Source organism: Spirosoma taeanense, from assembly GCF_013127955.1.
In the GTDB taxonomy this organism is placed as follows: Bacteria; Bacteroidota; Bacteroidia; order Cytophagales; family Spirosomataceae; genus Spirosoma; species Spirosoma taeanense.
Genome location: NZ_CP053435.1, coordinates 1,693,377 through 1,712,547 on the forward strand (window position 1 = coordinate 1,693,377; position 19,171 = coordinate 1,712,547).

Here is a 19,171-nt window from a genome sequence, read left to right on the forward strand (position 1 = left end):
TCTAACCGAAATGATTGACTCGTTACGCTGTTTTGACCAGATCAACCAGCGTTTCAATCCAGATAGGGCTGTCGTTCAGGCTTTCAACCAGCTGCCAGTGCTGCCCGCCCGCTTTCTCAAACAGTTCTTTGTATTCTTCCCCAACTTCAATGGTCGTCTCCAGACAGTCGGCCACGAACGCGGGCGAGAACGCCAGCACACGTTTGGCTCCTTTGGCTACCAGTTCTGGAATGACCTCGTCGGTGTAGGGCTTAATCCAGGGATCGCTGCCCAGTCGGGACTGGAAACTGGTCGTGTACTTACCTTCGGGAATGCCTAAGGCCCGCACCAGCCGACGGGTGGTTTCAAAGCACTGTGCCCGGTAACAGTGCTGGTTCAGCGCATGCAGAGAGCCGCAGCATTCGCCAAACTGACACACGCTTTTGGTGATGTCGCCCTTCCGGATCTGGCTTTCGGGCAGGCCGTGGTAGCTGAACAGAAAATGGTCGTAATCATGCTGAGCCATGTATTTCCGGCCCAGCTGCGCAAACCCTTCGATAAACTTTGGGTGATCTGCGAAACGGTTAACAAAACGAATCTCCGGAATCACCTGCCAGGCTTTGACGATGTCCATCACTTTTTCATAAACCGAGCCGGTCGACGCCGATGCATACTGCGGAAAGAAGGGAACCACGACAAGTTCGGTTAGGCCCAGCCGCTGAAACGCATCCAGCCCGGCCTGAATACTCGGGCTCTGGTAGCGCATGGCCAGTTTAACCACGTAATCGTCGCCAAGGGATCGCTGTAATTCACGTTCAACCACTTCGCCGTAATACTTCAGCGGGGAGCCGGTTTCGGTCCAGAGCTGCTTGTATACTTTAGCCGATTTGGGGGCCCGGAACGGGGCAATGATCCCGTTGACGAGCAGAAAACGCGACACGAACGGAACGTCAATGACGCGTCCATCCATCAAAAACTCACGCAGGTATTTACGGACGTCCGGCACCGAGGGGCTGTCAGGCGTGCCTAGGTTTACAATTAGTACCCCCGTTTTACCAATCGACTTCGGTTTAGCAGCGGGCGGGTGTAAAACAGGTGCTTCCATGTAGAGGGAAACAGTGGATGAAACAAGTTAGTTTGGAAATGTGCGATTCGGTTCCGGGTTCTGGTTTGTTCAGAAAAAAGCACTTGTCCAAACCGCCCAGACCGTGGTCGCTTCCTATCACTTGGCCAGAGGATACCGGCTTAAATCGGTTCGGGTAAGGTCGCTGAATACCTCACCCGGTAAACCCGAAAAGACTTTAATATCCGTAATGTCGCGGTCACCCCGTTCGCCCGAGAGGAGTATGTCCCCATGCTTCTGGTAATCGGCCCAGGGCAAAGTAAAGCGGGGGGTCTCGTCCGTATACTTGGGAAAGTGAGCCCACTGCGTAACCAGATGCGACTGCTTATCGACCCAGATTTTATATTTATTATCGGGAGTATTGCCAACGTTTTTGAACGTCATTTGCAGCACATCGGCCGGTTTGCCGTCTTTGGTTGCCTCTTCGCCCAGGTATTTCAGCGTAACGCCGGAATCCTTCAGCTTAAACGGCATAACGAGCCAGTAGGAGTCGTTGATCCAGGCGGCTTTACCCTGTTTGACGTACTTGGCCACTGAATCGGGTTGGGTAAGTTCTGCACCGTTTTTGAAAACGCGGCCCTGATCGGTGTTAATGTTCAGAATGACCGTTTGGTCGTCTCGAAGATTATCCACCCGGACGTTTCCCGTCCATTTATCCCAGACCAGCTTCCGGAAACCAAAGAAATTCCAGGCAATGAAATGCGTATTATCCCAGGCTTTCCGGCCGCCCATAGCCCGCATGACATCGTCGGCAATCTGAACGGCTTTGGGGTCTGAGCCGGCCATATCAAAGCCTTCCGCAGGCGGATTTGCCGATTTACGGGACTGAGCAAAACAAAGTAAGGGACTCACCAGCAGAATAAGCAGTAAACGTTGACGGGTTTTCATAGACAAGACGTTTGGAGAAACAAAAGTAGAACAGGAAATGATTAGTTTGGTTTGATAGGATTTAGATTTGTATCAATTTTATCAATATTTCTGTCAGTCAGTAGCTGACGCCATTTCGGATGACGCTTACTCAACTCGATTATATCGTTGCGGTGGATACGCACCGGCATTTTGCTACGGCTGCCGAGAACTGCCACGTTACCCAGCCGACGCTGAGTATGCAGATTCAGAAGCTGGAAGATGAACTGGGCGTGCTGGTATTCGACCGCTCAAAACAGCCGGTTGTGCCGACCGAAACAGGGCAGGCAATTCTGGCGCAGGCGCGGGAGGTATTGCGGGCGGCCCGGCGTATTCCGGAAATCGTGAGCGAATCGAAGAACGATTTCCAGGGCGATCTCAGGATTGGTATTATTCCTACGCTGGCTCCGTATCTGCTGCCGTATTTTATTGGTGAGTTTATCGCAAAATACCCGTCCGTGTCGGTGCAGATTCAGGAACTGGTTACGGAGCAGATCGTGGAGCGGTTGCGTAACGGCCTGATCGACGTTGGGCTGGTCGTTACGCCGTTGTCAGAGAACGGAATAACTGAAATGCCGTTGTTTCGGGAACCGTTCGTGGTATATGCCGCCAATTCCCATCCGCTTGCCCAGGCCGATGTTATCCTGCCTGAGGACCTCCAGACCGAAGGACTGTGGCTGCTGACAGAAGGTCACTGTTTCCGGAATCAGGTGATGAACCTCTGCGGAGCCGACCGTCAGCTGAACGGAAACGCTACCCTGCGCTACGAAACCGGCTCGCTCGAAACGCTGATCAAACTTATTGACCGTCAGGATGGGTTTACGCTGCTGCCGTACCTCGCTACGTTCGATATGGACGAGGTTCGTCGGTCGCGCATCCGGCCGTTTGGCGCCCCCCAGCCAGTGCGGGAGGTAAGTCTGGTCATTCACCGCAGTTTTCTGAAACGCCAGCTCATTAATGCCCTTCAGCGCGAAATTCTGGCGCATCTGCCCACCGAACTGGTAGCCGGAAAGCAGCCGGTGAAGCTGGTCGGGCTGTAGAGTTCATCAGGTGCGCGGGTGTGACGGCTTACTGCTCATCGGGAAGTCGTTGGGGTGGTCCTACGTTTATCCCGCTCCAGCTGCCGGTAGGTTTGCCCAAAATCTGATCCGGCAGCAACTGCGTCGACCAGGCTTCGTACGCCCGCCTTACCTACCACCGACAGCCAGCGGGCAACCTCTTCAGCGGCCGTCTGGTAAGCCAGCAGAATGTGGCCGGCGTCACCCCCAAAAAAATCGCGGGTGGTTTCCAAATCCGACAGTTTTACCATGGGCCGGTTGGGAAATACCATCGGAGCGGGGCCACCAAAGTTTGTCGGGTTGTCGGCGTTCCGGTCGGGATGCTGCCACACGGCCGGGTTGCTGAACCGGTAGTCGACCATCAGGGCTAAGCCCTCGTTGAACCACTGCGGAATCTGGCGTTTAACCCGCCACCAGCCCAGGCGGGCAAACAGTTCATCGTGACAAAGTTCGTGCGCGATTACATCGGCATTATTCCCATCGGGACCCAGCACCAGATAGGAGGCTCCCCAGGGCGTGCCCAAACTGCAGCCCGCTCCTTCCCCTCCGACGCAGTACTGTTCGTAGTCGGCCTGCTGAGGACAGTAAATCAGTATGGCCCGCCCGCGTCGGGCGCCCATAAATTCCCGAATGCGTTTGTGCGCTGTCCAGACGTGCGCTGCCAGCCGGGCCTGTTGCCGCGCGGTGGCAGTCTGGCTAACGTAAACCGGGTTGCTGTCCATATCCGGCATGACGCGAAACTCGGCTGAATGCTCCACGCGCATACACCGCAGCACCTGCGGATAAAGCAGCATGAAACCAATCGGCAGGGCAACCAGCAGCGGAAATACGGAACGGAACAACCAACGCATAGAGGATGGCAGGATTATCGGACTGCGATTTACGAAGGATTGATTTTAAATCGTAAATCGCAGTCCGATATCAATAACTCTGCCTGCGTGTTTGCCGGTACTTCCGTAAACCCGCGGGGTGTTTGCATGTTTATGCCTTCAGCACTCATCATTGGCGCGGGTATGGCAGGCCTGACGGCGGCCCGCGAATTAACTCGTTACGGCTGGGATGTGGTCGTTCTGGACAAGGGACGGGGTGTGGGCGGTCGTATGGCTACCCGGCGTATCGAACCAGCGAGTTCCCAAACAATGCCGGCCGGTTTGATCCGCGCGGATCACGGCGCTTCGTATTTCCCGGTCCGGACGCCTGAGTTCCGGCAGGTGGTAGCGCAACTGATTGAAGCGCATGTGGTGAAAGAATGGCACCTGGAAACAGCTCAGGTTGCCGACGTATCTGTCGAAGGTCCGTATTATACAGGCGTTGAGGGCATGAGCGCCGTACCCAAATACCTGGCAAGGAACCTGACTATTCAAACGAATCAGAAGGTGATCCGAATAACGTCCGAAGCTGCCGGATGGCTCGTAGAAACCGAGTCGGGCGAGTCGTACCGGGCAGAGGCTCTGATTAGTACGTTACCCGCTCCACAGGCGTTGATGCTGCTGCAACAAAGCTCGTTTAACCTGTCGGCTGCCGACCAGACTGCTCTGTCGGGGATTAGGTACCAGCCCTGTCTGGCCGTAATCGCGGCCCTTTCTGAACCGAGCCGGATTCCCGCGCCGGGTGCTGTACGTCATCCGACGGATGACGTAGCGTGGGTGGCGGATAACCAGCAGAAAGGAATTTCGTCCAATCCATCGGTTACGGTGCACGCCAGTGCGGCATTCAGCCAGCGGCATCTGGAGGACGCCGACCTGAACGCAGTTGGCCGGCAGCTTCTGAATCAGCTCGACGAATGGATTCCCGCCAATGCCGTAGCTACGATTCAGGTACACCGCTGGCGGTACAGTCTGGCCGACGAACGTTACCCGGCTCCGTTTCTAAACGCACAGGCTCCGTTCCCGCTGGTGTTTGGGGGCGACGGTTTTGGGGCAGGAGGGGTCGAAGGAGCGTTTATGTCGGGGTTGCGGCTGGCCGAATTCCTGCAACAGAACCGGCGCTGAATAACGGGGAGGGCTCTGCCTAGCGTTTATGCGCGATTGGCGGCCAGCTGTCGGGCCTGCACGATGTTATAGTCGGCCGGATTCACCCGACGCGTAGCGTTGCGGTAAGCAACCGTCAGAGCGGGCCAGAGGGTCGTATTCCGGCCGCGTGCATCCAGATACCAGCTCTGGCAACCCGAGGCCCAGACGGTGCGCGCCAATTTCTGCTGGATGTCGGCGTTATAAGCGGCCTGAACTTCGGGCTTTACGTCCAGAAAGGCGTCATGGCCTGCCCGTTCCAGAAGATCAAGGTAACCCAGTACATAATTAACCTGCGACTCGATCATGTGAACGATAGAGTTGTGGCCAAGTCCCGTGTTAGGGCCAACCAGAAACAGCAGGTTCGGGTATCCCGAAGTTGTCAGGCCGTAATGAGCTTCGGGGCCGGTCGTTAACCATTCGTCGAAGAGGCTGCGCCCGTTTCGGCCGATGATGTTCAGATCGCAGATAATTTCTGATGCGACGAAGCCGGTACCAAAGATAAGTACGTCTATTGGGCGCTCGGTGCCGTCGCTGGTGACGACGGCGTTTGGTTTGACCTCGGCAATGCGTTCGGTTACCAGTTCGACATTGGGACGAGTGAGTGCCGGGTAATAATCATCCGACACCAGCACCCGTTTACAGCCCATCTTGTAATTGGGGGTGGCTTTCCGGCGAAGCTCAGGGTCGTCAATGGACGCTTCGAGGTGTTTACGTGCCTGCGCCGTACCGAACTTATGAAACGTTTCATTCCCCAGAAACGACAGCCCCCGAAGCTCGTTGAGCCAGTAGATAAACGTCCGGTAGGATTTCTGAAAGACGGGTAGCTGGCGGAAAAGCCGTTGTTCAACCGACGACACCGCCCGGTCGAGCCGGGGCATGACGTAGGGCGCGGTACGCTGAAACACCGTGAGCTGACCAACGATGGGCGCAATGGCCGGCACGATCTGGATCGCACTGGCACCCGTACCTACAACGGCGACCCGCTTACCGGTCAGGTCGTATGAAGTATCCCAGCGGGAGGAGTGAAACGTCCGGCCCGCAAACTGGTCCAGGCCGGGCAGTTTCGGAATGGTGGGCCGGTTGAGTGGCCCAATCGCGCCAATGACTACGCGGGCCGTCAGGGCATTGCCAGTCCGGTCGGTTACAGTCCAGCAGGCGTTTTCTTCCGAAAATTCGGTGCGGATAATTTCGGTATGATAGCGAATATGCGGCTGGAGGTTGTAAGTGTCCACAACGTTTTGAAGGTACGCCAGAATTTCAGGCTGAGGAGAATACATCCGCGACCAGTTGGGGTTCGGCGCAAAGGACAACGAGTAGAGGTGAGAGGGAACGTCGCAGGCGCAGCCAGGATAGATGTTATCCCGCCAAGTGCCGCCCACTCTATCGGCCCGCTCAAAGACCACGAAAGAGGTGTTGCTACGTTGTTTCAGCCGGACAGCCGCCCCCAGCCCCGCAAACCCGGCCCCGATAATTGCTACGTCAACGTCTGGTTTCATGCGCAGTGCTTTCTGATCAAATATAACCAAAAAGAGCGGGAAGGTGGAAGCTTATTGCCGACGGATTAGTTCGGCGACTTCCCGTCCGGTTTGCATGGCCGCGTTGAGCGATGGGTAGGTGGTCTGGTCGCCACACTGATAGAGGTGCTCGGCCAGTTTCAGCGGCTGATGCACCGTGTTGGCCCAGGCGTAATCCGGGTTATAGGCGGGCAGGGCATGAGGAATATGGTACGTCTGCAAATGCCGCCACTGCTGCACCTCATTGCCAAACCAATCGGTTAGTTCCCGCTGGATGCGTTCGGTAAGAGCCGCTTCGCTGACCAATTCAAGCCCCTGAGTGCTGACCGAGACAAGCGTTTGACCAGCCGGCGCATAATCCGGAGCCACGTCGCTCATCACGGCGAGATTATGCACCGCCGAGCTTCGGTTGGTATTCAGCATCAGCAGCCGCTGGTGGTTTGGGCTGCTGGCGGCCGCAAAATACGTGCAGGTGGTATGGTTGAACAGGCGTTCCGGGTCGTTGGCCGATGCGGAGCGACCGAGTAACAGATTGGCCTGGGCGGCATCAACGGCCAGCACTATCGTTGGAGCCGTCCTTGTCTCACCATTGGTTAGCCGGACGGTGTTGCCGTCAAGCGCCATAACGGGTGCGTTGAGTCGAATTTGTCCCGGCGACAACCGATCGGCCAGCTGATCGGCGATGGCGCCAATACCCCGCGCCGGTACGGCCGCATCGCCGGTGAAAAACATCCGGAAGCAAAATTCAAAGAAATTACTCGATGTCGTGAGCGCATCTTCCAGAAAAACACCCCCGAAAAACGGCCGGAAAAAACGCTCGATAATCTGGTCCGAAAAACCGAACTCCTCTAAAAATGCCAGCGTCGTTACCGGCGTCTGCCGGAATAATTCGTCAATGGGCAGACCCTGGGTTTGGCGAAGCAGCTCAACAATCCGCAGCTTGTCGTTGAAGCGACCCACTGGTGAAGCCAGCGTCTGGAAAACCTTGTGCGGCTCCTGAAACGGATTCAGTAGCGTCATCCAGCGGGCATCGGATCCGGTTTCGGCATGGTGAATCAGCGCTCCGGACCGGAACGGCTTCAAAGCGAGCGCCGTATAATTCAATAGCCGTTGAGCCTCCGGATACGCCGTTAGCAGAATCTGGAACCCCCGGTCGAGCCGAAACCCATCGACCCGATCCGTGCGAACCCGTCCGCCTACGCCGTCGGCCGCTTCGAGTACAAGCGCGTCAATACCGGCCTGTTTGAGATAAACAGCGCAGGTGAGTCCGGCAACTCCGGCGCCGACAATAATAACGGGCGATTCTGGCGTGTGCATAAACGACATTCATTTCAGATGGAGAGCAAAAATAGACGATCCGCGAAGCACATAAATGATGAGAGCCGATTTATGTGGTACTATTTTTAGATAAATTGAATATAACTAAGTTGATAAAATAATAATATACTGAAAATCAGTAGCTAATACTATTAGTTAGATACTTTTTTTTAGAATGTATTAATTTTGCCGGGCTGAGTGGTGTTATAGGGCCATGAAACTGCTGGTGGTTGATAATTTTGATTCGTTTACCTACATGCTTGTCGATTATCTGCGGCAGGCGGGGGCTACGTGTCACGTTGTGCGCAACAACGAATCGCTTGCCCGACTAACGAATTTGTCGGTCAATGGGGTTGTGTTATCGCCTGGTCCGGGAACGCCCCGGCAGGCCGGTCGGCTGATGGATGTCATTGCCCACTATGCCGGCCGGGTGCCCCTGCTGGGCGTGTGCCTAGGGCATCAGGCGATTGGCGAATTTTACGGAGCCACGCTGGCGCCGGCCGCTTTACCTATGCACGGCAAAGTATCGACCATCCGGGTGCAGACCGACGATGTTCTGTTTCAGGGACTGCCCGGGCAGTTTAGCGTAACCCGCTACCATTCGCTGGTGCTGCGCGATCTGCCCGATACGCTGATCAGTACCGCCCTAACTGATCAGAATGAGGTGATGGCCATTCGTCATGCTGCATTGCCGATATGGGGTGTACAGTTTCACCCCGAGGCTGCCCTGACGCAGTTTGGTCTGCCAATGGTATTGAATTGGATTAATTTCTTAAAATTTAGCACTATCGAACAGGAGGATTCCGCTTCGTTCGAGTTACTTTGTTAATTACCACCTTTCGTATGAACTACCAAATTCGGGAAGATGCGGGATTCCGCTACGTAGACGAGGGTCAGGGCGATGTGTTGCTGCTGCTGCACGGCCTGTTCGGCGCGCTTAGCAACTGGGATGGGGTCATTGATGGGTTCGCTGACCGGTACCGGGTGGTGATTCCACTCATGCCGATTTATGAAATGCCCATGCGTGAAGCCAGTCTGGAAGGGCTGGTCGCCTTCATCGAAAAATTCGTAGCCCACAAACAACTGATGGATCTGACGCTGCTGGGCAACTCGCTGGGTGGTCATATCGCGTTGCTTTATACCTTCAAGCACCCCCATCAGGTTCAGCGCCTGGTGCTGACGGGCAGCTCGGGGTTGTTCGAAAACGGCATGGGCGGCTCGTTCCCCAAGCGCGGTAGTTACGATTATATTGCCGAGCGCGTGGCCTATACGTTCTACGATCCGAACGTAGCATCGAAGGATCTGATCGACGAGGTGTTTGAAATCACGAGCAGCATTCCCAAGTGCATGAGTATCGTAGGTATAGCCAAATCGGCGCAGCGCAACAACGTCGCTAAAGACCTACACCAGATTCAGGTACCGACGCTGCTCGTCTGGGGGCTGAATGACACCATTACGCCCGCCGAAGTAGGCTATGAGTTCAACCGGCTGATCGTCAATTCCGAGCTCCATTTCATTGACAAGTGCTGCCACGCCCCCATGATGGAATGTCCGAAGCGGTTCAACCAACTGCTCGATAACTGGCTGATCCGGCATCCGCTGGGCGAGCTGGTTGGGTAGTCAGGCTCCTGAACAGGTCCTGAGCAGCCTTAAGGTGCCTGCTTTGAGCCGGTTTATCTGATTGCCCCGACTATTTTCCCTAAGTTTTGGAAACTATGGGAGTTTTTGCGTAGTTTTCTGCCACACAGTTTCCGTTAATTTCTAGAAATATGCTGGCTGCCGAACTTATAGACCCCATGCTCCCGGCCCTAAAATCGACAGATTCCGTTGGTCAGGCCTTAGATTGGATGCAGGAGCACCGCATTGGACAACTTGTGCTGACTGACCAGGGTGATTACCGGGGGGTGGTGAGCGAAGAATTGCTAATGGACGTCGGCGAAGACGGTCGGCTCCTGGGCGATGTCATGCGTCTGTTCGAGCAGACCTATGCGTATGAAGATCAGCATCTCTATGAAATTCTGGGCCTGGTTATCCAGAACCGGATGGAAGTAATTGCCGTGTTGAGCGAAGGACGTGAATTTTCTGGTACGATTTCTGCAAATGAGTTGCTGAAGCAGTTTGCGCAGGAGCTGGGTGTGCAGGAAGGCGGGGCTATTCTGATTCTGAACCTTCATGAACGGGATTACTCCATGACGGAAGTTAGTCGGCTGGTTGAATCCAACAACGTCAAAATCATCAGCAGTTATTTTTCGAGCGCTGCTTATGGGATGCCCGACCGGTCGCGGCTGACGCTTAAACTCAACCGCCGGGATATCACCCCCGTCATTTCAACACTCGAACGATTTGGTTATCATATCGAAGCGGCTTTCGCCAATGCACCTGTAGAAAGCATTGATCAGGAGCGGCTCGACTCGCTGCTTCGTTACCTGAACACGTAGTGATTCGGGGCGGAGGGTCTGTCAGAAACATTCCATCGGTTTGCTGAACGAATTGGACCGACTTCCCGCTACGAATGACTAATTTCGCACACAATGAAAATTGCCATTCACGGGCGTAACTTCCCCGAAGCGGCCCGACCGTATATCCAGTCGATGTTCGATGAACTGGGCAAGCGGCAGGTCGAGGTTGTCCTTTCTCATATTTACCGCGAGTTTTTAGACGGGGCGGGTGTCACGCACAACAGCGAGGCTACCTACCAGACCGATCAGGGCATCGCCGACGCCGATTTTATTTTTAGTCTCGGGGGCGACGGCACCCTGCTCGATGCCGTTACGCACGTTGGTCCACAGCAGACGCCGATTGTCGGCATTAACATTGGTCGGCTGGGATTTCTGGCTACGGTTGCCCCGTCGTCTATCCGGCTGATGATCGACGCCCTCTTCAACGGCCAGTTCAGCATTGACGAGCGCACTCTGGTCAGTGTTCGCTCCAATCAGGATATCTTCGGAAACCTGCCCTTTGGGCTCAACGACTTTACCATTACGCGCACCCAGACATCGTCCATGATTACGGTCCATGCCTACCTGGATGGTGAATTTCTGAACTCCTACTGGGCCGATGGGCTGATTATTTCGACGCCTTCCGGCTCAACAGGCTATTCGCTTAGCTGCGGTGGGCCGGTGCTGCTGCCCCAAACCAACAATTTTATTATCACGCCCATCAGTCCGCACAACCTCAACGTTCGGCCGATGATCGTCATGGACACCTGCCAGCTTGCCTTTGAGGTCGAGAGCCGCAGCGGGAATTTCCTGGCTGCCCTCGATTCGCGTTCGTTCACGGTAGACGTATCCACCCGAATCAGCGTTCAGAAAGAAGGGTTTAAAGCGCGGCTGGTCAAACTCAGCGACGACAATTTCCTGAACACCCTGCGGAGTAAACTCAATTGGGGCTGGGACATCCGAAATTAAGCCGCGCATAATTTTCCATTCACTTTTCCAATAAAACCAGCGGAATGGCCGTTTCGGAAGAGATTAGGCTTCCGGCCAAACGGGTTGATTCACGAACGTACGATTATATGAAGAAAAACCATTATCTGACAGCGGGCGTTTTGGCGGCATTTATGCTGCTCGGCAACGCAGCAGATAGCCTGGCTCAACGCCAACTTAATGCTCGGTTTGTGCCCTATTCGTCGGTTAGTTTCGGCGTTGGCTCATCGCACTACTACGGGGATGTAGCCGGTTATCGAAAGTTTCTGAAAGCAACTTATATCATGCCGCGCTGGAACGTTGGGTTGGGCTACACCCGCCAGTTTACGCCCAACTTTGCGGCCCGGGCCATGTTCACCTGGGCGCGCATCGCGGGCGACGACTATACGTTCAATAAAAATGATTACGTAGAGAGTGGTCAGCAATATGCCCGGAATCTGCATTTTCGAAACGATCTGAAGGAGTTCGCCCTGACGGGTATCTACAACTTCGTGGCCGACGGACGTAACTCCAACATGCGCGCGAAATTTACACCTTATGTTTTTGGAGGGGTAGCTTTACTGGCTCATAGCCCGGAGGCCCGCACGCCGGCCCCACCGAACAACGAGCCCTACGAAGCGCAGAAATGGGTAAAACTGCAGCCTCTGCACACCGAAGGACAGGGGCAACCCGGCCGGGATAAGCCTTATTCGCTCGTCACGGCGTCGGTTCCGGTAGGGTTTGGTCTGCGGTATGCGCTTAATGAGAGCTTTAACGTAGCCTTCGAAATTGGTTACCGGTATAGCTTCACCGACTATCTGGATGACGTAGGTGATGGAGGGTACCCGGACCCGGCTACTCTGGAGGGGTTGTCCAAAATTATGTCGGATCGCCGGTTCGAACGAAATGCGGCCCGGATTAAGCCAGCTCCTGATCGGTACACAAAAGCGCAGGAGCTGTTCAATATCAATCCTACGCTGTTTAGTAGCGAAGAACGGGGCGCAAGGGGTTACATTACGGATGGCTACCTGCTGACGAGTTTCCAGATTCACTACATTATTCCGGGCAAAATTAAATGTCCGCCCATCAAGTAGGCAGTGAGCAAACGATACCAACACATAGCCCGGCTGATCATAGCCGGGCTTTTTATCAGTCTTGCTGCGCAGGCGCAGAAACTTGAGGTTGGGGGCGGAGTTGGCGGTATGCTGTATAAAGGCGACGTGTCCACCCATCTGAATCCGCGCTTCTACAAGCCGGCGGCCAATATGTTCCTGCGTTACAACGCCACCCGCTCGTTCTCGCTCCGGGGCGGCCTGGCCATTGGTGGCATCCGGGGCGAAGACCGTTTCAGCCGGGACCCGTTTCAGCAGGCCCGCGACTTTTCATTCAACAGCCGCATCAGCGAAGCCACTATAGACCTGGAATATAATTTTCTCAATTATATTCCGCAGCCTAAAGTCAAAAACTGGACGCCTTACGTATTTGGGGGCATCGGGCTGTACAGTGTTCGGAATGCGGTCATACGCGCGCGGGGTTTCGTGAATTTCCCCCTCGGCATCGGCGTCAAATACGAAATCAATCGGCCGTGGAGCGTAGGGCTGGAGTTGGGCACGCGCTTTACCAATTCGGACTATCTGGACGCGCTGGGCGAACGCACGTTCGGTGTAACGTCGGCCAAACGGGCGCAGGGAAATCCGGCCCTGAAAGACAGCTATACCTATACGGCCATTACGTTTAGCTATACGTTCTATCGGCTCGTTTGCCCGTAAATCACTCCGCTTCTACCACGTCCGAAGACCCAGGAGTTTTTCGCCCAGTTCGGTCAGGTCGGCCGTCTGATAGCGGGTTTTTTCCCACTGGCGCGGGTCGCCGGGAAACGCGTAGCCCTCGGGGGCCTGCCGTTCACGCCAGGACGTAATGCGCCATTGCCGCAGTTCTTCATTGTCTTCCTGAGCCGGCATCATCGAGATGTACTGCGCAATCCGGACTTTATCTTTGGATAGGTTCGGCCGAATCCCGTGTGGCTGGGTGCTGTTAAAAATCAGCAGGTCGCCAGCTTCAAGCTTCACTTTCACCAGATCGAATCCAGCGGTATCCGGCTTGAACCGGTCGCGATCGGCGGGCTGAGTCACTTTCCACGTATCGTAGGTCCGGTAGAGTTCGGGAATACACTGAAAGCCGCCCATGTTTTCGTCGGTCTGGTCGGCCAGGGCCAGCACACCCTGAACGTTCTGGGGCCGCGTTTCGGGGTCGTAATCCCAGTGAATGAACCCTTTGAACTCGTGGCCCGGCCGGACCGGAAAGTTCAGGTTGGCGCGGTCGATCGTTACCCAAAGTTTTTCGGTGCCCCAGATGTCGACGAAGGCGTCGTAAACGCGCGGATACTGGCGGTTGTCCCATTCGAACTGATGGTTATAGAGTTCGACCATGCCGCTGTTGGTCAACTCCTTCATCTTCATCTCGGCCCGGGCGGGGGCATACCAGGTGTCGGGGTCGGTGGGGTCTTTCTCTTCAAATTCCCACAGCAACCGGGCGAGCCGTTCGGCGTTTTCGCGCGGCACGGCCTGTTTAACGATGACGTACCCGTTGGTGATCCAGAACTGCCAGTCTTCTTCAGACAGCACACGCAGGGGTTTTCCATTCGAACGGTCGTTTAGGTTGATCTTACTACTGGTTGCGGTAGAGGGATTGCCCGGAATGTCCTTATGCGCATTCGCCGGAGGGCCAGCCGGAGCCATTGTGGGTTGGGTTTCCATGTGTCTGGTATTTTCAGGGGTTATAGTTGAAACAAATTTAGGGTATCTAGGCGGGTAGGTGTTATGACAGAACTGGCCGGTTTTTGCACTATATTGCTCCTAGAGCGTCGGTTTTCGGCGAAACACAACATTTCTGCGCAACATGAAGCTGGCTTTAGAGCATATCAACCCCGATACGGACAGTTCGTTTCATATTTTGCTGACTCCGCATCTGACCGACGTATTCATGTGGCACTACCACCCGGAATACGAGATCGTTTTTATTGACGGAGCCAGCGGAACCCGACACGTCGGCGAGCATATCTCACGGTACGAAGGCAGCGACCTGGTTTTTATCGGCCCGAACATTCCTCACCTGAATTTCGATTATGGCGTAAAGACCGACTATCGGAAAGTAGTCGTGCAGCTAAGCGAAAACTTCCTGGGCGAGCAGTTCTGGCGGGCGCCGGAGTTCGCCGACATTGCCCGTCTGTTTGAAGCTGCCCGGGGTGGGGTCTCGTTTTACGGTGAAACCAAACGGCTGGTTGGCGAGCGGCTGGAAACCTTAACCCGATTAGCGCACTTCGACCGGATGATGGCCCTGCTGGGCATTTTTCAGCAACTGGCTACGAGCGACGAACGAACGCAGTTGCACGGCAAGCCAGTCAATAATCAGTACAACCTGCAGGAGCAGCAGCGACTCCGGCGTGTTTATCAGCATATCGAGGAAAACTACCCGCGTAAAATGGACATCGCCGAAATGGCGGATCTAATTAATCTGACGGATGCGGCTTTCTGCCGGTATTTTAAGCGAATGACGCGCCTGACCTTTACGCAGTTTCTGAATCAATACCGGATCAATCAGGCGCAGAAACTGCTGCTGACCGACCATAACGTAACGGAGGCCTGCTTCGCGACGGGGTTTGAAAGCGTTTCCTATTTCAACCGCATTTTCAGGAAGGTAACGGGCGAGAATCCGCTGCAATTTAAAAAACGGCACCTGGCCTAAAACCATTCGTCCTCTTAAACCGACCATCTCTGCATGAAGAGGTAAAGTCAAACCAGACTTTGCGTATTTTTGAGGACGTAACCCAATAGGTCAGTTAGTGAGTACTTACGTAACTTCGTTCATGCGGATCGTGGGGGTGGTGGTGGCAGTACTGGTCGGCGGCATCAATGTAGCATCCTCGCAGGTAGTCATCCGGAATTCGGAAGAGCCAACCCTCTACGCGTACTGCCAGCAGTTCCAGACGCTTTACACCAGAATCCGGGAGCAGACCATAACCCCTGACTCGGCCCGTCGGCAATTCAGCACCATTATGCTCGGGCTGCAGGCGCGTTTCCAGAGTCAGGCCAGTCCCCCAAACGACAGCCTGCAGCGTGACAGTCTCCGGCGGACGGGCCAGTATTTTGTTTTTCCAATTCGGGGTTATACGCCCCGGTCAATCGGCGGATCGCATGGGGAAGGGTACCGGGGGCGGGGTTTCGATTTGTTCGATCATACCGTACAGGGAAGTCACCCCGCGCAGGATATCTTTATCAGTGACCGCAACCAGGATTATATTGACGACCGTAGTGGACAGCCGGTCGATATACTGGCCATGAGTAGTGGGCTGGTGTTAGGTATCGAAACGGGCTGGCTGCCCGGCTCCGAGTACCGGGGCGGTAACTGGATCTGGGTGTATGACCCCAGGCTCAACGGGCTGTTTTATTACGCCCACAATAGTTCGGTGAGTGTATCACCCGGGCAGTGGGTGCAGGCCGGCGAAAAACTCGCTGAAATGGGGCGAACCGGGTATAATGCCTATAAAACCCGTTCTCCAACGCATCTCCATCTGATGTATCTTCAGATCAAGCCAAACGGCCTGCCGGAACCTGTGAACACCTATCCGTGGCTGCTTTCGGCCCGGCTCAGTAAGTAGACCGCTGTTGCAGAGCGATTCGCCGGAACCCGGCAACGGGTCGGTCAGGATTCGCGCACCAGATTGATTCCGCTGATGAGGAAGATCATCCCGACGATGAAGGGAGCGGTAGACTCGGCTTTGTTTACGCTAAGGCCAAGAACTGGCTTGCCGTCGGACAGAAAAGCGACCAGGGCAAACAGCACAACCACCACGCCCAGGATAGTGAGCGACGCGCCGAAGAAACGGCGGAAGTTTGTATTATTATCCATTCAGTTAAACAGGTTTCTCATCTTCTGCCGGAACTGCCCCCGATTTCAGTTCCGATAATTCTTTCGCTACGGTCAGGCCGCGTTTGCGGCCTTCTTCGAGCAGCAGGGGGTAAGCCGCATCGAGGGTATTGGCAACCAGACCATCCAGGATGGCTTCGCGCATGACAGCCTTAAGCTCGCCGACTTCTTTTGAGGGCGGCAAGTTAAAGGTTTCCATGATCAGTTCACCCGTAATGACCGGCTGGAAGTTACGCAGCTTGTCGCGCTCCTCCAGATCATGCAGCTTGCGTTCGACGCGGTCGAAGTTTCGCAGGTGTTTCTGCACTTTCTCGTAGTTCTTCGACGTAATGTCGGCGCGGCAAAGGGCCATCAATCCATCCAGGTCATCGCCCGCGTCGACCAGCAGCCGGCGCAGGGCCGAGTCCGTGATCTGCTCTTTGGTCAGGGCAATGGGCCGCAGGTGCAGCCGGACGAGTTTTTGCACGAAGCGCATGTGTTCATGCAGCGGCAGCTTCATCGTCCGAAAAATGCCCGGAACCCACCGCGCTCCTAAATCCTCGTGGCCGTGAAACGTCCAGCCCACTTTCTGATCAAAGCGTTTGGTGGCGGGTTTGGCAATGTCGTGCAGCAAGGCCGCCCAGCGTAGCCAGAGCTCGTTTTCGAGCAGGGCAGGCGACGTATCGGTCCGGTTGGCGATATTGTCCAGCACCTGCAGGGTATGGTAAAAATTATCCTTGTGGCCTTTGCCCTCAATCGTCTCAACCCCTTTCAAGGCGATTAACTCGGGGAAAATCCGTTCGAGTAGACCGGCGTGGTACAGCAGCTTAAAGCCATAGGACGGAGTAGGTGACAGAATAATCTTATTGAGCTCGTCGGTCACGCGTTCCCGCGAAACGATGCTGATGCGCTCGTTCATGCGCATGATAGCGTCGAAGGTATCCGGCTCGATGTCGAAATTGAGCTGGGAAGCAAACCGCACGGCGCGCATCATCCGCAGGGGGTCGTCGGAGAACGTTACGTCGGGGTTGAGCGGAGTGCGGATAATCTTACGTTTGAGATCCAGAATGCCATCGAAGGGATCAACCAGTTCACCAAAATCGGTCTGATTCAGGCTGATGCCCATGGCATTGATGGTGAAATCCCGTCGGTTCTGATCGTCTTCAAGGGTGCCGTCTTCCACGATGGGTTTGCGCGAGTCGCTCCGGTACGATTCCTTGCGGGCACCGACAAACTCAATTTCCCAATCCTGCGACTCATGCAGAGCCCGCAGCATGGCCGTGCCGAAGTTTGGAAAGACCGAAACTTTCGTGCGCAGCGCCTTTCCAACAGCTTCGGCCAGGGCAATACCACTGCCGAGGCAGACCACATCGATATCTTTGGAGGGACGGCCGAGCACCAGATCGCGCACAAACCCGCCAATAACGTATGCCCGGACGCCGAGCGCGTCGGCTTCGCGGGCGATAAGCGCAAAAAGAGGGTTTTTCTGAAGCGTGTCGCTGAAATTCATGCGTAATACCTGTCCTGTATGCGTCGGCTATCCGTTGGTGACGACCGCCGACGAATTCATGACTTATTTTCTGATAAAACTAACTTCGCCATTCGCGCCCAGGCGCATGATGCGCGGCCGTCTGGGCATACCCGGCAACTGGCCAAACCGCCCCTTTACTACGGCTTCGGCGGCTGGCGGCAGCGTCAGCGATTCGAACGGAATGGTCAGAAGACCCCGGCCGAAGCCACCAATCAGGCGCTGTATTTCCGCGTTGAGCGATCGCCGGACGGCAACCGCACCCGTTACGTCGGTACTGGCCGGGTCGTTTGCCGACCATAAATCGCCGGCGATGTTTTTGCCCTGGTCGTAAACGACCGTGAGCGGGTTTTCGGCGAACTCAACCAGGTCATAGGCCACATCCGGTAGCCTGGCTACATATAGTACCAGTTGTTCGGTGTTCTGAATCAGGACAGTTGGGAACAGACCAGCCGACATACTCGCTCGCAACGTCAGCAGGGTTTCAACGGCTGCGTCGTTAATCGGGTCGGCCGCTACCGACCAGCCGGTTTCGTCGGCCAAGGCGATGAGCTGGCCCTGCCGAAGTTGATAAGCGATGTCGCGGATGCTTGGGTTCATGGTGTAATAAACCACAAAGATACGGCGCGGTTTGGTTTTGTGGCCTACAATCGGTCGGTTGAGTAGTCAGGTCAGGCACGAAGGCTTTTAAGGCTGAACTAAATTCAACAGACAATGAAAGCAGGATGGATCGTTTTGCTGTTTGCCGCGAGCGTAGGACTCGCGTTACGACCGGTGAAAACCGATCTGGACGGAGCCTGGAGGGCAACCGGCGCATCGGGCAGTGCGGTTGTGCTGACTATCATGGACAATTACCTGATGCAGACAACCTATGAGCCGAACCGCTTTATCGGTACGCGGGGTGGTGTCTGCCAGCGCACCGGCGATAAATTAAACCTGACGGTTGAGTTTGACTCGCAGGACAGCAGCCGCGTCGGGCAAACGGAATCATACCAGGTTACCCGGCAAAACGGCCAGTTGATTCTGCAAGGCCCGGCCGGCAATCGAACCTTCAGCCGACTCGACGAGCCTACGTCCCAGATGCCCCTGGCGGGTCTATGGCGAATAACCGGCCGCGCCAACGATGCCGGACAGCTATCGCCAATGCAGCGTGGGCCACGCAAAACGCTCAAACTACTAACCGGCGGCCGGTTTCAGTGGGTCGCGATCAATCCGCAGGCGAAACAGTTTTCCGGAACGGGCGGGGGAACGTACGTGCTGAAAGATGGTCAGTACGCCGAAACGATTGATTTCTTTTCCCGCGACAATAGCCGCGTTGGGCGTTCGCTGACGTTCAACGCCGAGGTTAACGGCAGCGAGTGGCATCATACCGGACAAAGTTCAACGGGCAGTCCGGTGAATGAAATCTGGAGCCGTGAGCAATAG

At 55.2% G+C, this 19,171-nt stretch carries 20 protein-coding genes; 11 read left to right on the forward strand and 9 right to left on the reverse strand.

From position 1 onward, the window contains the following. Positions 1 to 22: 22 nt before the first annotated feature. Both hemH and HNV11_RS07175 read right to left on the reverse strand, forming a co-directional pair. Positions 23 to 1,084 carry a ferrochelatase gene (gene hemH, locus HNV11_RS07170; protein ID WP_171739026.1) on the reverse strand — a complete coding sequence of 354 codons (1,062 nt, stop codon included), beginning with the start codon at positions 1,082 to 1,084 and terminating at the stop codon, positions 23 to 25. Positions 1,085 to 1,201: 117 nt separating this feature from the next. Then, positions 1,202 to 1,990 (reverse strand): hypothetical protein, encoded by a 789-nt coding sequence (locus tag HNV11_RS07175; RefSeq protein ID WP_171739027.1) that lies wholly within the window; start codon positions 1,988 to 1,990, stop codon positions 1,202 to 1,204. A gap of 119 nt (positions 1,991 to 2,109) precedes the next feature. Here HNV11_RS07175 and HNV11_RS07180 point away from each other — a divergent pair, with 119 nt between their 5' ends. Beyond that, entirely contained in the window at positions 2,110 to 3,048 is a 939-nt protein-coding gene (locus HNV11_RS07180) for a hydrogen peroxide-inducible genes activator (RefSeq protein WP_171739028.1), read from the forward strand. A 35-nt stretch (positions 3,049 to 3,083) separates the two neighbouring features. Here the strand turns inward: HNV11_RS07180 and HNV11_RS07185 are convergent, their stop codons facing one another. Next, a complete protein-coding gene (locus HNV11_RS07185; RefSeq protein WP_171739029.1) occupies positions 3,084 to 3,917 on the reverse strand; it encodes a hypothetical protein in 834 nt (277 codons plus the stop codon). A 132-nt stretch (positions 3,918 to 4,049) separates the two neighbouring features. Between HNV11_RS07185 and HNV11_RS07190 the strand changes: the two genes are divergently transcribed. After that, entirely contained in the window at positions 4,050 to 5,057 is a 1,008-nt protein-coding gene (locus HNV11_RS07190; protein ID WP_171739030.1) for an NAD(P)/FAD-dependent oxidoreductase, read from the forward strand. Between the two features lie 26 nt (positions 5,058 to 5,083). Here the strand turns inward: HNV11_RS07190 and HNV11_RS07195 are convergent, their stop codons facing one another. Then, entirely contained in the window at positions 5,084 to 6,574 is a 1,491-nt protein-coding gene (locus tag HNV11_RS07195; protein ID WP_171739031.1) for a flavin-containing monooxygenase, read from the reverse strand. Positions 6,575 to 6,625: 51 nt separating this feature from the next. Further along, on the reverse strand, positions 6,626 to 7,909 hold the full coding sequence (locus tag HNV11_RS07200; protein WP_171739032.1) for an NAD(P)/FAD-dependent oxidoreductase: 1,284 nt from the start codon (positions 7,907 to 7,909) through the stop codon (positions 6,626 to 6,628). Between the two features lie 214 nt (positions 7,910 to 8,123). On the opposite strand from HNV11_RS07200, the gene HNV11_RS07205 reads away from it, so the two are divergent. From HNV11_RS07205 to porG, 6 genes are all read left to right on the forward strand, one after another. Then, positions 8,124 to 8,738 (forward strand): anthranilate synthase component II, encoded by a 615-nt coding sequence (locus HNV11_RS07205; RefSeq protein WP_171739033.1) that lies wholly within the window; start codon positions 8,124 to 8,126, stop codon positions 8,736 to 8,738. 14 nt (positions 8,739 to 8,752) lie between these two features. Next, positions 8,753 to 9,529: an alpha/beta fold hydrolase gene (locus tag HNV11_RS07210; RefSeq protein WP_171739034.1), complete on the forward strand. Its 777-nt coding sequence runs from the start codon at positions 8,753 to 8,755 to the stop codon at positions 9,527 to 9,529. Positions 9,530 to 9,678: 149 nt separating this feature from the next. Continuing rightward, entirely contained in the window at positions 9,679 to 10,347 is a 669-nt protein-coding gene (locus tag HNV11_RS07215) for a CBS domain-containing protein (protein WP_171739035.1), read from the forward strand. A gap of 93 nt (positions 10,348 to 10,440) precedes the next feature. Next, positions 10,441 to 11,316 carry an NAD kinase gene (locus tag HNV11_RS07220; protein WP_171739036.1) on the forward strand — a complete coding sequence of 292 codons (876 nt, stop codon included), beginning with the start codon at positions 10,441 to 10,443 and terminating at the stop codon, positions 11,314 to 11,316. 107 nt (positions 11,317 to 11,423) lie between these two features. Further along, positions 11,424 to 12,407 carry a DUF6089 family protein gene (locus HNV11_RS07225; RefSeq protein ID WP_171739037.1) on the forward strand — a complete coding sequence of 328 codons (984 nt, stop codon included), beginning with the start codon at positions 11,424 to 11,426 and terminating at the stop codon, positions 12,405 to 12,407. 3 nt (positions 12,408 to 12,410) lie between these two features. After that, on the forward strand, positions 12,411 to 13,082 hold the full coding sequence (gene porG / locus HNV11_RS07230; RefSeq protein WP_240163818.1) for a type IX secretion system protein PorG: 672 nt from the start codon (positions 12,411 to 12,413) through the stop codon (positions 13,080 to 13,082). Positions 13,083 to 13,094: 12 nt separating this feature from the next. Here the strand turns inward: porG and HNV11_RS07235 are convergent, their stop codons facing one another. Next, positions 13,095 to 14,069, reverse strand: coding sequence for a phytanoyl-CoA dioxygenase family protein (locus tag HNV11_RS07235; protein WP_171739038.1), 975 nt, complete (start codon positions 14,067 to 14,069; stop codon positions 13,095 to 13,097). A gap of 142 nt (positions 14,070 to 14,211) precedes the next feature. Here HNV11_RS07235 and HNV11_RS07240 point away from each other — a divergent pair, with 142 nt between their 5' ends. Continuing rightward, positions 14,212 to 15,057, forward strand: coding sequence for a helix-turn-helix domain-containing protein (locus HNV11_RS07240; RefSeq protein WP_171739039.1), 846 nt, complete (start codon positions 14,212 to 14,214; stop codon positions 15,055 to 15,057). A 121-nt stretch (positions 15,058 to 15,178) separates the two neighbouring features. After that, positions 15,179 to 15,970 (forward strand): M23 family metallopeptidase, encoded by a 792-nt coding sequence (locus HNV11_RS07245; RefSeq protein ID WP_171742092.1) that lies wholly within the window; start codon positions 15,179 to 15,181, stop codon positions 15,968 to 15,970. 44 nt (positions 15,971 to 16,014) lie between these two features. Here HNV11_RS07245 and HNV11_RS07250 read toward each other — a convergent pair whose 3' ends face one another. From HNV11_RS07250 to HNV11_RS07260, 3 genes are all read right to left on the reverse strand, one after another. Then, positions 16,015 to 16,221 carry a hypothetical protein gene (locus HNV11_RS07250; RefSeq protein ID WP_171739040.1) on the reverse strand — a complete coding sequence of 69 codons (207 nt, stop codon included), beginning with the start codon at positions 16,219 to 16,221 and terminating at the stop codon, positions 16,015 to 16,017. 4 nt (positions 16,222 to 16,225) lie between these two features. Further along, complete coding sequence (locus HNV11_RS07255; RefSeq protein ID WP_171739041.1) at positions 16,226 to 17,728, reverse strand: CCA tRNA nucleotidyltransferase; 1,503 nt, start codon at positions 17,726 to 17,728, stop codon at positions 16,226 to 16,228. Positions 17,729 to 17,791: 63 nt separating this feature from the next. Then, positions 17,792 to 18,346 (reverse strand): L-threonylcarbamoyladenylate synthase, encoded by a 555-nt coding sequence (locus tag HNV11_RS07260; protein ID WP_171739042.1) that lies wholly within the window; start codon positions 18,344 to 18,346, stop codon positions 17,792 to 17,794. A gap of 114 nt (positions 18,347 to 18,460) precedes the next feature. Between HNV11_RS07260 and HNV11_RS07265 the strand changes: the two genes are divergently transcribed. Continuing rightward, on the forward strand, positions 18,461 to 19,171 hold the full coding sequence (locus tag HNV11_RS07265) for a membrane or secreted protein (protein WP_171739043.1): 711 nt from the start codon (positions 18,461 to 18,463) through the stop codon (positions 19,169 to 19,171).

Bases quoted from the DNA above. Each gene is read 5' to 3' on its own strand.
- hemH (WP_171739026.1), bottom strand. From the start codon at position 1,084: ATGGAAGCACCTGTTTTACACCCGCCCGCTGCTAAACCGAAGTCGATT.
- HNV11_RS07175 (WP_171739027.1), bottom strand. From the start codon at position 1,990: ATGAAAACCCGTCAACGTTTACTGCTTATTCTGCTGGTGAGTCCCTTA.
- HNV11_RS07180 (WP_171739028.1), top strand. From the start codon at position 2,110: ATGACGCTTACTCAACTCGATTATATCGTTGCGGTGGATACGCACCGG.
- HNV11_RS07185 (WP_171739029.1), bottom strand. From the start codon at position 3,917: ATGCGTTGGTTGTTCCGTTCCGTATTTCCGCTGCTGGTTGCCCTGCCG.
- HNV11_RS07190 (WP_171739030.1), top strand. From the start codon at position 4,050: ATGCCTTCAGCACTCATCATTGGCGCGGGTATGGCAGGCCTGACGGCG.
- HNV11_RS07195 (WP_171739031.1), bottom strand. From the start codon at position 6,574: ATGAAACCAGACGTTGACGTAGCAATTATCGGGGCCGGGTTTGCGGGG.
- HNV11_RS07200 (WP_171739032.1), bottom strand. From the start codon at position 7,909: ATGCACACGCCAGAATCGCCCGTTATTATTGTCGGCGCCGGAGTTGCC.
- HNV11_RS07205 (WP_171739033.1), top strand. From the start codon at position 8,124: ATGAAACTGCTGGTGGTTGATAATTTTGATTCGTTTACCTACATGCTT.
- HNV11_RS07210 (WP_171739034.1), top strand. From the start codon at position 8,753: ATGAACTACCAAATTCGGGAAGATGCGGGATTCCGCTACGTAGACGAG.
- HNV11_RS07215 (WP_171739035.1), top strand. From the start codon at position 9,679: ATGCTGGCTGCCGAACTTATAGACCCCATGCTCCCGGCCCTAAAATCG.
- HNV11_RS07220 (WP_171739036.1), top strand. From the start codon at position 10,441: ATGAAAATTGCCATTCACGGGCGTAACTTCCCCGAAGCGGCCCGACCG.
- HNV11_RS07225 (WP_171739037.1), top strand. From the start codon at position 11,424: ATGAAGAAAAACCATTATCTGACAGCGGGCGTTTTGGCGGCATTTATG.
- HNV11_RS07235 (WP_171739038.1), bottom strand. From the start codon at position 14,069: ATGGAAACCCAACCCACAATGGCTCCGGCTGGCCCTCCGGCGAATGCG.
- HNV11_RS07240 (WP_171739039.1), top strand. From the start codon at position 14,212: ATGAAGCTGGCTTTAGAGCATATCAACCCCGATACGGACAGTTCGTTT.
- HNV11_RS07245 (WP_171742092.1), top strand. From the start codon at position 15,179: ATGCGGATCGTGGGGGTGGTGGTGGCAGTACTGGTCGGCGGCATCAAT.
- HNV11_RS07250 (WP_171739040.1), bottom strand. From the start codon at position 16,221: ATGGATAATAATACAAACTTCCGCCGTTTCTTCGGCGCGTCGCTCACT.
- HNV11_RS07255 (WP_171739041.1), bottom strand. From the start codon at position 17,728: ATGAATTTCAGCGACACGCTTCAGAAAAACCCTCTTTTTGCGCTTATC.
- HNV11_RS07260 (WP_171739042.1), bottom strand. From the start codon at position 18,346: ATGAACCCAAGCATCCGCGACATCGCTTATCAACTTCGGCAGGGCCAG.
- HNV11_RS07265 (WP_171739043.1), top strand. From the start codon at position 18,461: ATGAAAGCAGGATGGATCGTTTTGCTGTTTGCCGCGAGCGTAGGACTC.